The sequence below is a fragment of the Microbacterium xylanilyticum genome (assembly GCF_054654695.1).
In genome coordinates, this window is sequence record NZ_BAAIEN010000002.1 from 3348356 (window position 1) to 3360233 (window position 11878).

At 73.4% G+C, this 11878-nt stretch carries 10 protein-coding genes; 3 read left to right on the plus strand and 7 right to left on the minus strand.

Annotation, left to right across the window (positions count from 1 at the left end):
- Positions 1-39 precede the first annotated feature (39 nt).
- The 6 genes from ACYQ1L_RS16780 to ACYQ1L_RS16805 form a co-directional block, all read right to left on the minus strand.
- Positions 40-1104: a LacI family DNA-binding transcriptional regulator gene (locus tag ACYQ1L_RS16780; RefSeq protein ID WP_460005156.1), complete on the minus strand. Its 1065-nt coding sequence runs from the start codon at positions 1102-1104 to the stop codon at positions 40-42.
- Positions 1101-1898, minus strand: coding sequence for a sugar phosphate isomerase/epimerase family protein (locus ACYQ1L_RS16785; RefSeq protein ID WP_460005157.1), 798 nt, complete (start codon positions 1896-1898; stop codon positions 1101-1103). Before ACYQ1L_RS16785 ends, ACYQ1L_RS16780 begins: the two co-directional genes overlap by 4 nt.
- A 43-nt stretch (positions 1899-1941) precedes the next feature.
- On the minus strand, positions 1942-2811 hold the full coding sequence (locus ACYQ1L_RS16790; RefSeq protein WP_460005158.1) for a sugar phosphate isomerase/epimerase family protein: 870 nt from the start codon (positions 2809-2811) through the stop codon (positions 1942-1944).
- On the minus strand, positions 2808-4001 hold the full coding sequence (locus ACYQ1L_RS16795; RefSeq protein WP_460005159.1) for a dihydrodipicolinate synthase family protein: 1194 nt from the start codon (positions 3999-4001) through the stop codon (positions 2808-2810). The genes ACYQ1L_RS16790 and ACYQ1L_RS16795 overlap by 4 nt, the downstream gene beginning before the upstream one ends.
- 8 nt (positions 4002-4009) lie before the next feature.
- The gene (locus tag ACYQ1L_RS16800; RefSeq protein WP_460005844.1) at positions 4010-5152 is read right to left on the minus strand and encodes a Gfo/Idh/MocA family protein; all 1143 of its coding nucleotides are present in this window, start codon (positions 5150-5152) and stop codon (positions 4010-4012) included.
- 314 nt (positions 5153-5466) lie between these two features.
- Positions 5467-6423, minus strand: a complete 957-nt coding sequence (locus tag ACYQ1L_RS16805) for a LacI family DNA-binding transcriptional regulator (RefSeq protein WP_460005845.1) — start codon at positions 6421-6423, stop codon at positions 5467-5469.
- A 198-nt stretch (positions 6424-6621) separates the two neighbouring features.
- Here ACYQ1L_RS16805 and galT point away from each other — a divergent pair, with 198 nt between their 5' ends.
- The 3 genes from galT to galE all read left to right on the plus strand — a co-directional run bounded on the left by galT (position 6622) and on the right by galE (position 10223).
- Complete coding sequence (gene galT / locus ACYQ1L_RS16810; protein WP_460005160.1) at positions 6622-7890, plus strand: galactose-1-phosphate uridylyltransferase; 1269 nt, start codon at positions 6622-6624, stop codon at positions 7888-7890.
- A complete protein-coding gene (gene galK / locus ACYQ1L_RS16815; protein ID WP_460005161.1) occupies positions 7887-9143 on the plus strand; it encodes a galactokinase in 1257 nt (418 codons plus the stop codon). Before galT ends, galK begins: the two co-directional genes overlap by 4 nt.
- Before the next feature lie 102 nt (positions 9144-9245).
- Entirely contained in the window at positions 9246-10223 is a 978-nt protein-coding gene (galE, locus tag ACYQ1L_RS16820; RefSeq protein WP_460005162.1) for a UDP-glucose 4-epimerase GalE, read from the plus strand.
- A 106-nt stretch (positions 10224-10329) separates the two neighbouring features.
- Here galE and ACYQ1L_RS16825 read toward each other — a convergent pair whose 3' ends face one another.
- Complete coding sequence (locus tag ACYQ1L_RS16825; RefSeq protein WP_460005163.1) at positions 10330-11865, minus strand: carboxylesterase/lipase family protein; 1536 nt, start codon at positions 11863-11865, stop codon at positions 10330-10332.
- Positions 11866-11878 lie beyond the last annotated feature (13 nt).

An 11878-nucleotide genomic window follows, 5' to 3' on the forward strand; every position in this document is an offset into this window, starting at 1 on the left:
CGAGCGGTTCCTGAGCGAGCGCAGCGAGACGAAGGACGATCAGCGGATGCCGGGGGTGCTGCCGCGCACGATCACCTCGACCGGCAGCGGCGCCTGGGTCCAGTCCTCGTCGACGACGGCGCGGAACGCCTGGTACCCGGCGTCGTTGAGCGGCACCCGCACGGTCGTCAGCGCGGGGCTGACGTCGCCGCTCGCGGAGACGTCGTCGAACCCGCACACCGCGATGTCCGCACCCACCTCGCGGCCCGCGTCGCGGATCGTCGACATCGCGCCGAGGGCCACCACATCGCTCATCCCGAACACGAGCGTGCCGGGCTCGACACCCTCCGCCAGTGCCGCCGCCATCGCCGCGGCCCCCGATTCGCGCCGGAAGTCGCCGCGATGGATCCGCTCCATGCGGCCCCCGCCCGAAGCGAACCCGCGGGCGAAGCCGTTCAGGCGGTCGTCGGAGGTGCGCACGCCCTCCGCGGCGCCGATGCCGATCGCCGTGCGGTAACCGAGCGCGGCCATCCGGCGGCCGAGCTCCTCCGCCCCGCCGGCGTTGTCGATCACGATCGCGCGCGTGCCGCTGCCGCCGGGGCGCTCCCCGAATGCGACCACGCGCCCGCCGTAGCGCTCGAACGCCGCCAGCTCGGCGTCGGCGGCGTCCGCCGCGCCCTCCTCGACACCGCGGTCCGCGCGGGACGCGGCGAGGATGATCCCCTGCGGCCGCTGTCCGCGCAGGGCGCGCAGGATCCGGTTCTCGCGCTCCGGATCCCGCTCGGTGATGGAGATCGTCACGACCAGGCCGCGCTCGTCCGCGCCGCGCGCGACACCCGCCGCGATCTGGCCGAAGTAGGGGTCGGCGATGTCCGCCACGAGGAGCGCGATGATCGGAGAATGCCCACGGGCGGTCGCCTGGGCCGACATGTTGGGCGTGTACCCGAGCGATTGGGCGACCCGCTCGACCCGCTCCCGGTAGCCCTCGGCGACCTTGCGCTCCGAGCCGTTCAGCACGCGCGAGGCCGTGGCGAGGGAGACACCGGCCTCGCGGGCGACGTCCTGCAGTGTCACCGCGTGCGCGGCACCGGATCCGGTGCGCAGGGAAGGGCTTTCCGGTGTCATGCCCCGAGCATAGTTCCCGCGGGGGCGCCGGGGAGACCCTGCGGGTCGAGGTAGGCGCGCAGGGCGGCGGCCTCGGCGGCGAGCGCTGCCGGGTCGTCCTCCGGCACGAACTCGAGGAGCGCGTCGCGCGGTGGCACCGGGGCGGCGTACGCGGCGGCGGCGAACGCCCGCCACAGCCCGTCGCGCGCGGTGAGTGTGAGGCGCTCGGCGGCGGGCCACCACGAGAACACGTGCACGGCGGAGACGCAGTCGGCCAGCCGCCGGTACCCGGCCACGGCGACGTCATCGGGGGCGCCGACCGTGGGCTGCCAGTACGTGGACAGGTGCGGGCTGCCGACCTCGTCCAGCACGCGCAGCGTCTGCTCCGCGTCGTCGGCGAGGGTGCCGCCGTGGAACTCGAGCGCGAGCGAGATCCCGCGCGCACCGGCCCGTTCGGCAGCGGCCGCCAGCGCGTCGATCGTCGCCGCCCGCTCCTGCGCCGTCGCGTCGGCGGATCCGATCCGCCCCGCCCAGACCCGGATCCGGTCGGCCCCGAGGGCCTCCGCGGCGTCGAGCACGGGGACGATCTCCTCCCCCGCGTCGGCGCGGAAGTACGAGCCGTAGGAGGCGACGGCGAGGCCCGAGTCGGCGGTGATGCGCGCCACCTCGGCCGCGCGCGCCGTGTCCCCGGCGGGCGCGTGCACGTCGCCGCCCCACTCGATCGCCTCGAGTCCGGCGGCGGCCGCGAGCGCCGCGATCGCGGCCGGATCCAGCTGCCGGAAGGTCACGGAGCACAGTCCGGGTCGGATGCTCATGGGGTCAGCCTCTCATGCGTTCGGGCGCGCGACGGAGGGCGGGTCAGGCCAGGTGCGGCGAGACCGCCGCTCCGAAGGTCTCCGCGGTGCGGCGCACGACCTCGGCCGGATCCTGCGCCCAGATGTCGGCGTTGAAGATCTCCACCTCGATGTCGCGGTCGTAGCCGGTCGCGACGACCGCCCGGGTCAGGGATCCGAAGTCGATGACCCCGTCGCCCGGGTAGTGCCGGCTGAGCAGCACGTCGGCGGGCAGCGGCGTCTTCCAGTCGCACACCTGGTAGGTCGCGATGCGGCCCTGGCGACCGGCGCGGGCGATCTGCTCGAGGACCTGCGGATCCCACCAGATGTGGAACGTGTCGACGGCCGCGCCGACCACGGCGGGGTCGAAGTCGGCGGCGATGTCGAGCGCCTGGCCCAGCGTGGACACGACCGCACGGTCCGACGCGTACATCGGGTGCAGCGGCTCGATCGCGAGGGTGACGCCCGCGGCCTGCGCGTCGGCGGACAGCACGCCGATCGCGTCGCGCACCCGCTCCCGCGCGCCGATGAGGTCGCGCGAGCCCTCGGGCAGCCCTCCGGCGACGAGCACGAGCACGGCCGTCGACCCGTCGGCCCCGGCGGCGGCGAGCGTCGCGGTCTCCTCGATCGCGCGCCGGTTGTCGTCGAGCGCGGCGACGCGCTCCGGGCCCTCGGGCAGGGTGAAGAACCCGCCGCGGCAGTGCGTCGTGAACCGCAGGCCGGAATGCGCCAGCATGCGCGCGGCCACGTCGAGGCCGACCTCGTTCACCGGCTCGCGCCACAGCCCGATGCCCTGCACGCCGGCCTCGGCGGTGACCCGCAACGCGGTGGCGAGATCGGCGTACTTGATCGTGGCCTGGTTGATGGACAGGCGCGGATCCACGGCGGCGGTCATGCGTCCACCCCGTTCAGTCGCAGCATGCCGTGCCAGCGTTCGCGCGCGAGCTCCGGATCCTCCAGCGCGAGCGACACGTTGGCGAGCTCGACGATGCGGCTGAGGTGCGGCAGGCTGCGCGCGGAGTGCAGCCCGCCGACCATCTGGAACGCGGGCTGGTGGCCGTTCAGCCACGCCAGGAAGGCGACGCCGGTCTTGTAGTAGAACGTGGGCGCGGCGAACACCTGGCGGCTGAGCTCCTCGGTCGGCCCGAGGAGCTCCAGGTACCGGGCCGGATCCCCGGCGTCGAGCGCCTGGATCGCGGCCGAAGCGACCGGTGTGATCGCGGCGAATGCGCCCAGCAGCGCGTCGGAGTGGCTGCGGCGCGGCGATGCGGGCCCTTCGAGAGCCTCAGGGACCGAATCCCCGATCAGGCCGACGTAGTTGAAGTCGTCGCCGGTGAACATGCGCACGCCCTCGGGGAGCTGCTCGCGCACCGCGACCTCGGACTCGGCGTTCAGCAGGCTCATCTTCACGCCGGCGACCTTGCCCGGGTTCTCGGCGATGATGCGCAGCAGCGCGGCCGAGGCCTCGCGCCAGTCGGAGGATCCGAAGTAGCCCTCCAGCTGCGGGTCGAACGCCGTGCCCAGCCAGTGCAGCACGACCGGGGTCGTCGCCTGCTGCAGCACCGCGGCGTACACGCGCAGGTAGTCGGTGCGCGACTCCGCCACCCGGGCGAGATGGCGCGAGGCCATCAGCACGGGGCCGGCGCCCTGCTCCTCAGTGAAGTGCAGCTGCTCGACGTAGGCGTCGATCACCTGCGACAGCGGGATCCGCTCCTCGTCGACGTGGTCGGTGTTGACGCCCACGACCACGGATCCGCCCTCCTCCCGCGCCACCTCGGCGCTGCGGGCGATGAGCTCGCGGGTCGCGGCCGCGTCGAGGCCCATGTTGCGCTGCGCGGTGTCCATGGCGTCGGCGACGCCGAGCCCCCACGAGTACACGTTGCGGCGGAACGCGAGCGTGGCGTCCCAGTCGATGTCGGCGGGCTGCCCCGGGGTGTTGTCGGCGTGCACCTTCGGCACCACATGCGCGGCGGCGTAGGCGACGCGGCTCTGCAGCGGAGCGGAGGGGCGGGTGTACGCGCCCGAGTCGTTGAGCGCGACGTCGGAGGTCGCGCCGTCGGCGGAGAGGAGCCGGATCGTCGTCATGGCAGGCCTCAGTGCTCGTTCGGCGCGGCCAGGCTCAGCGCGGGCAGCGCGATCTTGCGCCCCTCGGCGGAGGACTGCAGGCCCGCCTCGGCGAGCTGCACGCCGCGTGCGCCGGCGAGCAGGTCGAAGGCGTAGTCGGTGCCCAGCACGTAGGAGGCCAGGTACTCCTCCCACTGCTGCCGGAAGCCGTTGAGGAACACGTCGTTCGTGGGGACCTCGGCCCAGTCGGCGTCGTAGTCATGGTCGTCGGCGAGGTCGGGGTTCCACACCGGCTTCGGGGTGGCGTTGCGGTGCTGGATCTTGGCGCCGAACAGGCCAACGACGGCGGATCCGTGGGTGCCGTCCACCTGGAACTCGACGAGCTCGTCGCGGTTCACGCGCACGGTCCAGGACGAGTTGATCTCGGCGATGATGCCGCCGTCGAGCTCGAAGATGCCGTACGCGGCGTCCTCGGCCGTCGCCGTGTAGCGCTCGCCCTTCTCGTCCCAGCGCTCGGGGATGTGCGTGGCGGCCTGCGCGTACACGCTCTTCACCTCGCCGAACAGGTTCTCCAGCACGTAGTTCCAGTGCGGGAACATGTCGCTGATGATGCCGCCGCCGTCCTCGGCGCGGTAGTTCCAGCTGGGGCGCTGCGCGGGCTGCCAGTCGCCTTCGAACACCCAGTAGCCGAACTCTCCCCGCACCGACAGGATCCGTCCGAAGAAGCCCGAGTCGACGAGCCGCTTCAGCTTCTGCAGGCCCGGCAGGTAGAGCTTGTCGTGCACGACGCCGGTCTTGACGCCGGCCTCGCGGGCGAGGCGGGCGAGCTCGAGCGCCTCCTCGACGGACTCGGCCGTGGGCTTCTCGGTGTAGATCGCCTTGCCTGCGGCGATGGCCTTGCGGATCGCGGTCGCGCGCGCCTTGGTCACGAGGAAGTCGGCGTAGATCTCCCACTGCGGATCCGCGAGCGCCGCGTCGAGGTCGGTGGTGTAGTCGGCGATGCCGTGCTTGGCGGCGAGCTCGGCGAGCTTCTGCTCGCTGCGGCCGACGAGGAGCGGCTTGACGGTGACCCGGGATCCGTCGGGCAGCTCGACGCCGCCCTGCTCGCGGATCGCGAGGATCGAGCGCACCAGGTGCTGCCGGTAGCCCATGCGCCCGGAGACGCCGTTCATGATGATGCCGATCTCGCGGGTGGTGCTCTCCGCCACGATGGTTCCTCCGTCTCGTGCGCTCCGGGCGATCCGCTCTTCGGTCGCCGGATGGGTAAGCGCTTTCCCTTCTGAGCCATGGTGACATAGGAATGCGCTTTCCGCAAGCGCCGGCGGGGCGCGGACTGTGGTTCCGGGGCCGGCGTCGCCACGGTGGTCGGCAACCCACGCGGGCGCCACTGGCGTTCAGGTCGCAATTTCTGCGCCAAGAATCCGCGGGAAGAGCAGAAAGTGCGACCTGAAGGCAGGTGATCGACCCGGAAGGGGCGGGCGAACGGCTAGGCGCTCGCGCGCACGACCAGCGTCGGCACGAGCAGCGCCGGATCCGATACGTCCTGACCCTCGACCCGGTCGATGAGGATCCGCACGGCCCGCTCGCCGAGGGCGGCGAAGTCCTGCCGGATCGTCGTCAGCGGCGGGCGGAACTGCGCGGCGTCGGCGATGTCGTCGAACCCGAGCACCGCGACGTCCTCGGGGATGCGGCGCCCGGCGTCGGCGAAGGCGCGCAGCGCCCCGAGCGCCATCTGGTCGTTCGCCGCGAAGACCGCGGTCACCGCGAGGTCCGCGGCGAGCGCCTCTCCCAGCGCGTGCCCGGAGCCGGCGCTCCAATCCCCGCGCAGCGGTTCCGGGATCCGCGCACCGCGCGCCGCCAGCTCCTCGCGCCAGCCGCGCTCGCGCTCCGCCGCGGCGAACGAATCGGCCGGGCCGGCCAGGTGGTGCACGGTCGCAGCGCCGCAGTCGAGCAGGTGCGCGGTGGCGATGCGGGCGCCCTCGGCGTGATCGGTGCCGATGACGGTGAACCGCGGGTCGGCCGGGGCGTCCACGACGACGAGCGCGAGGCCGGCCGGATCCGCGTCGCGGGCCAGTGCGGACGCCTCGTTCAGCACGATGGCACCGTCGACGCCCTGGTCGTGGAGCCGGTCGAAGGCGTCGCCGATGCGACCGGCCGCGCCGAGCGTCACCACGGCGAGCGCGTAGCCGCGCGCCTCCGCCGACTGAGCGACGGCCTGCAGCAGCGCGGAGTTGCCGACCGTGGCGAGCGTCTGCGCCACCACGCCGATCGTCATCGACCGCCCGGTGCGCAGGGCGCGTGCAGCCCGGTGCGGGCGGTAGCCGAGCTCGGCCATCGCCGCCTCGACCCGTTCCCGCGTGGCCGGATCCACTCGCGGACTGTCGTTCACGACGCGCGACACGGTCTGGCCGGAGACCCCGGCGCGCGCGGCGACCGTCGCCATCGACACCCGGCCGCTGGGCTTGGGTCCGCGACGGGAGCGACCCGCCGGAGCGCCATCGGGAACGCCGTCGGCGATCCGGCGCAGCTCCTCGAGCTCGTCGTCGTCCTTCGCCATCGCCCCGCCTCTCCCCTGCCGGTCCCGAGCGTACCGTTCTCCGGAGTGTTGACGCTATCACGCGACATGCCCTATCGTGTTTACGTGAACATGGATCCCTCTCCTGAGATCGGCGCGGCCGGATCGGCCGCCGTCCCCAGCACCGATGGCGCATCGCGAGACGGCTCAGCGACCGACGCCGTCCTCGCCGTGACCACGCTCGGCGCCGGCGTCGTGAAGCGCTCCACGCGCCTCGCCGACGGACGCGATCTCGTCTACTACGACGACCCGGGCACCGCCCTCGACCCGCAGCGGAGCGTCGATGCACGGATCCTGGATCCGCGTCCCGAGACTGCGACCATGCGGCAGGACGTGCTCACCGGCGACTGGATCACCTTCGCCACCAAGCGCCAGACCCGGGTGATGATGCCGAGCGCGGATGCGGATCCGCTCGCACCGCAGTCGGCGACGAACCCGTCCGAGGTGCCGTCGCGCTACGACGTCGCCGTGTTCGAGAACCGCTCCCCGTCGTTCGGTCCCGCCCTCGCCGAGGCCGTCGGAACCGCCCCGGAGGCGGTCGATCCGCCGCAGGGTCTCGCCGACCTCGAGTCGCTCGGGCTCGGGCGCACCCGCACCAGCGTCGGCCGGTGCGAGGTCGTCTGCTTCAGCCCCGAGCACTCCGGCTCGTTCGGCACCCAGTCGGTCACCCGCGCCCGCACGGTGATCGAGGCCTGGGCCGACCGCACGGCCGCGCTCTCCGCCCTGCCCGGCATCGAGCAGGTGTTCCCGTTCGAGAACCGGGGCGAGGCGATCGGGGTGACGCTGCCCCACCCGCACGGCCAGATCTACGCATACCCCTACGTCACGCCGCGCACGCAGCGGCTGCGCGAGAGCATCGCCCGGGCCGGCGACGACCTGTTCGCGCGCATCCTCGACGCCGAGCAGGGATCAGAGCGCGTCGTGCTGCAGGGCGAGCACTGGACCGCGTTCGTGCCGTTCGCGGCGCGCTGGCCGCTGGAGGTGCAGCTGCTCCCGCACCGCCACGTGCCCGACTTCGCCGCCCTGGACGACGCCGAGCGCGACGAGCTCGCGCCGCTCTACCTCCGCCTGCTGCGCGGCGTCGACGCGCTCTACGACTCGCCCACGCCCTACATCGCGGCCTGGCACCAGGCCCCCGTGCACGTCGGCCGCGACACGATCCGGATGCGCCTGGAGCTCACCAGCCCCCGCCGCGCCGCGGACAAGCTGAAGTTCCTCGCCGGATCCGAGGCCGCCATGTCGGCGTGGACCGCCGAGATCCTGCCCGAGGATGCGGCCGCGCGCCTGCGCGACGCGATCGCCTCCGTCCCCGAGCCCGCCGAGGAGACCCGATGACCGGCCCCGCCGCCACCCGCACCCCCGCCGGCGAGGCCGTCGCCGGCGCCACGGACCTGTTCCGCTCCCTCACCGGGTCCGAGCCGGAGGGCGTCTGGTCCGCACCCGGGCGCGCGAACCTCATCGGCGAGCACACCGACTACAACGACGGCTTCGTGCTCCCGTTCGCGATCCAGCACCGCACCGCCGCCGCGGCCCGGCTGCGCGCCGACGGGCGGATCCGCGTCGCATCCACCCTCGCGGCCGAGCCGGTCCAGGTCGCGCTCGCCGACCTGGACGCGCTGTTCCCCGCAGGGGGCCGAGGGGCCGGTGCGCCTGGTGCGCCCGCCGCGTCCGCGGTTCCCTCGGTTCCGGAATGGGCCGCGTACCCTCTCGGCGTGGCCTGGGCGCTGCGTGCGCTGATCCCGGACTGGGCCGGCGGCACACTGCCCGGCGTTGACCTCGCGATCGCCTCGGATGTGCCGGTCGGTGCCGGGCTGTCGTCGTCCGCCGCGATCGAGGGAGCCGCGGCGTCCGCGCTGAACGAGCTCTGGGGTCTGGGCCTGGATCCGGTCACGCTCGCGCAGGTCGGTCGTCGCGCCGAGAACGAGGCGGTCGGCGCCCCGACGGGGATCATGGACCAGATGGCGTCGATGCTCGGCCACGCCGACGCCGCGGTGTTCCTGGACTGTCGCTCGCTGGAGACCCACTCGGTCCCGCTCGGGTTCGCCGGGGCCGGGCTCGAGGTGCTCGTGATCGACACCGGCGTGAAGCACGCGCACTCCACCGGCGGCTACGGCGAGCGCCGCGCCTCGTGCGAGCGCGGCGCCGCCGCCCTGGGCGTCGCCGCGCTGCGCGATGTGACTCCGGCGGATCTGCCGCGCGCTGCGGAGCTGCTCGACGACGTCGACTTCCGCCGCGTGCGCCACGTGGTGACCGAGGACCAGCGCGTGCTCGACACCGTGGCCGCCCTCGCCGCGGACGGACCGCGCGCGATCGGCGATCTCCTGGTCGCGTCGCACGCGTCGATGCGGGACGACTTCGAGATCTCGATCCCGGAGCTCGACACCGCCGTCGACACCGCGCTCGCGCACGGGGCGGCCGGCGCGCGGATGACCGGCGGCGGCTTCGGCGGAGCGGCGATCGCACTCGTCGACCACGATCGCGTCGCCGCGGTGTCCGACGCCGTTCGCGCGGCCTTCGCCGCAGCCGGCTTCGCCGAGCCGCACCTGTTCACGGTCGTCCCCTCCGACGGCCCGCGTCGCGACGTCTGACGGCCCCGGGGCGCATCCCGGATCCCTGTTCCGCCCCGGCGTTCCCCCAGCAAGGCCCCTGCCAGAATGAGACCCGCGCACACGCGCAACGGAAGGAGACCCATGTCCTGGCTTGTCACCGGCGGTGCCGGCTACATCGGATCGCACGTCGTGCGCGCACTGTCGCAGTCCGGGCTCACCCCGGTCGTGCTGGACGACCTGTCCAGCGGCGTGGCGTCGTTCGTGCCCGAGGGCGTGGCGTTCGTGCGCGGCAGCATCCTCGACCGCGACCTCGTGGAGCGCACCCTGCGGGAGCACGCGGTGGAGGGCGTCATCCACGTCGCCGGGTTCAAGTACGCCGGCGTCTCGGTGCAGCGTCCGCTGCACACCTACGCGCAGAACGTCGAGGGCACCCGGGTCATCCTCGAGGCGATGGCCGCCGCCGGCGTCGCGAACATCGTGTTCTCCTCGAGCGCCGCCGTCTTCGGCACGCCCGACGTGCCGCTCGTCGTGGAGGACACCGAGAAGCGTCCGGCGAGCCCCTATGGCGAGTCCAAGCTCATCGGCGAGTGGCTGCTGCGCGACCAGGCCGTCGCGACGGCCGGATCCGACACGCCTCTCGTGCACACCTCGCTGCGCTACTTCAACGTCGTCGGATCCGCGGATCCGACGGTGTATGACGTGAGCCCGCACAACCTGTTCCCGATCGTGTTCGAGAAGCTGCTCGCGGGTGAGACCCCGAGGATCAACGGCGACGACTACGCCACCCCGGACGGCACCAACGTGCGCGACTACGTGCACGTCGGCGACATCGCGCTGGCCCACGTCGCGGCGGCGCAGCGCATGATCGCAGGCGAGCCGATCGAGCCCGCTTACAACCTCGGATCCGGCGACGGCCTCTCGGTGCGCCAGATCATGGACGCCATGGCGCGCGTGACCGGGATCGCCTTCACGCCCGAGATCGGGCCGCGCCGCCCCGGCGACCCCGACCGGATCGTCGCCACGGGCGAGCTCGCCGCGCGCGACCTGGACTGGAAGATGCGCCACACCGTCGACGAGATGGTGCGCTCCGGCTGGGAGGCCCGCCGCAACGCCGGCTGACGCGAGGCAGGACCCCGTCCTTCGTCTCGCCTTCGGCTCGCTCAGGAACCGGGCGGGCGCTGCGCTCGCTCAGGGACCAGCGACGAGACGAAGGACGCCGTCATCCTCACAGCAGCGGTCGCACGGACGCGTAGGCGTCGGGCAGATCGTGCGAGGGCGTGTCGAACACCCGGGCGATGCCGTCGCGGTCGTACCGCGGCCAGCCCGGATCCCCGCCCGCGATGAAGGCGACCGCGGCGGCGTGCACCTCGTCGGCGAGCGCCTGCGGAGGGTGGGCCCCGGCGAGCGGCTCGATGGCCGGTCCGTCCAGGCAGTCGAAGAAGAACGGCACGTCGAGGCAGTGCTCGGCGAACCCGAAGGCACCCGACGGCCAGGAGAACCGGTAGACCCAGGTCGGCGCGGTGCCGCGATCGGCGGTGACGCGCAGGATCGCGCGGCGGAACATCCTGTCGGTGAGCACCCGTCCGGCCAGGCGCGCCTTGCCTTTCGCCACGACGTCGGCGTTCGCGGCGAGGTACGCCTTCCGCGCGGGCTTCGCGACACCCAGCTTGCCCAGCAGCAGGCCCGTCGGCACCCAGCGCAGCGCCTTCGCGGCGTCGCCCATCGCCATCGTGAACTCGTCGTCGGTGGCGCCGAGCACGAGCGGCTTGTCGGATCCGATTCCGGCTCGCAACGACTCGGGAGTGGGCCGCGGGATGAGGTCGCCGTCGACGACCGGACCGAGCGGCAGGCCGTTCTCGACGATGTCACCCATGTCGCCGCCCTCGAAGGCGGTCGCCTTCTTCTGCAGTGCGAGCACGCGGTCCTCGTCCAGCGTCGACCAGCCGGCGCGGGTGGGCGCGACCCCCGCAGCCTCCGCCAGCGACCGGCCGAACGCCTCCGCGCGCTCGGCCGGCACGTCGGCGAGGGCGCCGGAGATCGCGTACACGCCGTGGAACAGGTGCTGCGCCTGCTCCATGCCGAGCAGCGTCAGCACCGCCCCGCCGCCGGCGGACTGTCCGGCGATGGTCACACGCGCGGGGTCGCCGCCGAACGCCGCGATGTTCTGCTGCACCCACTCCAGCGCCAGCAGCCAGTCGCGCACGCCGCGGTTCGACGGGGCGTCCTGGATCCAGCCGAAGCCGTCGAAGCCGAGCCGGTAGGAGATCGTGACCGTCACGACGCCGTCGCGGGTGAAGTTGCGTCCGTCGTACCAGGGGCTGGCCGGCGATCCGGCGAAGTAGCCGCCGCCGTGGATGTACACGAGCACGGGCATGCTAGGTCCATCCGTCCCGTCGCCCGCGGGGATCGCCGGCGTGTACACGTTGACGTTCAGCGTGGCATCGCCCTCGATGCTGGGCTCGGGGATGAGCGTCACGCCGGGGTCGCCGCGCTGCGCGGTCGCCCCGAACTCCGCGGCGTCGAGGACGCCCTGCCACGGCGCCTTGGGCACGGGCGCGGCGAACCGCAGCTCGCCCACCGGGGCTTCGGCGAACGGGATCCCGAGGAACGCCGCGGAGCGCAGGTGGCCGCGCGGGCCGGTTCCGGGCGCGGTGGTGTCGCGCCAGCGTCCGCGCACGCGGCCGGCGAGGGTCTGCACCTCGGGGTGCGTCAGGGCATCGGCCGCCGTGTCGTCCAGAGCGGCGGTCTGAGTGTTCTCCATCGGGAGTCCTTTC

Coding starts and splice junctions, on each gene's coding strand:
- galE (WP_460005162.1), top strand. CDS start 9,246: ATGTCCTGGCTTGTCACCGGCGGTGCCGGCTACATCGGATCGCACGTC.
- ACYQ1L_RS16785 (WP_460005157.1), bottom strand. CDS start 1,898: ATGAGCATCCGACCCGGACTGTGCTCCGTGACCTTCCGGCAGCTGGAT.
- ACYQ1L_RS16800 (WP_460005844.1), bottom strand. CDS start 5,152: ATGAACGGCGTCTCCGGGCGCATGGGCTACCGGCAGCACCTGGTGCGC.
- ACYQ1L_RS16790 (WP_460005158.1), bottom strand. CDS start 2,811: ATGACCGCCGCCGTGGATCCGCGCCTGTCCATCAACCAGGCCACGATC.
- ACYQ1L_RS16805 (WP_460005845.1), bottom strand. CDS start 6,423: ATGGCGACGGTCGCCGCGCGCGCCGGGGTCTCCGGCCAGACCGTGTCG.
- galK (WP_460005161.1), top strand. CDS start 7,887: ATGACCGGCCCCGCCGCCACCCGCACCCCCGCCGGCGAGGCCGTCGCC.
- ACYQ1L_RS16795 (WP_460005159.1), bottom strand. CDS start 4,001: ATGACGACGATCCGGCTCCTCTCCGCCGACGGCGCGACCTCCGACGTC.
- ACYQ1L_RS16825 (WP_460005163.1), bottom strand. CDS start 11,865: ATGGAGAACACTCAGACCGCCGCTCTGGACGACACGGCGGCCGATGCC.
- ACYQ1L_RS16780 (WP_460005156.1), bottom strand. CDS start 1,104: ATGACACCGGAAAGCCCTTCCCTGCGCACCGGATCCGGTGCCGCGCAC.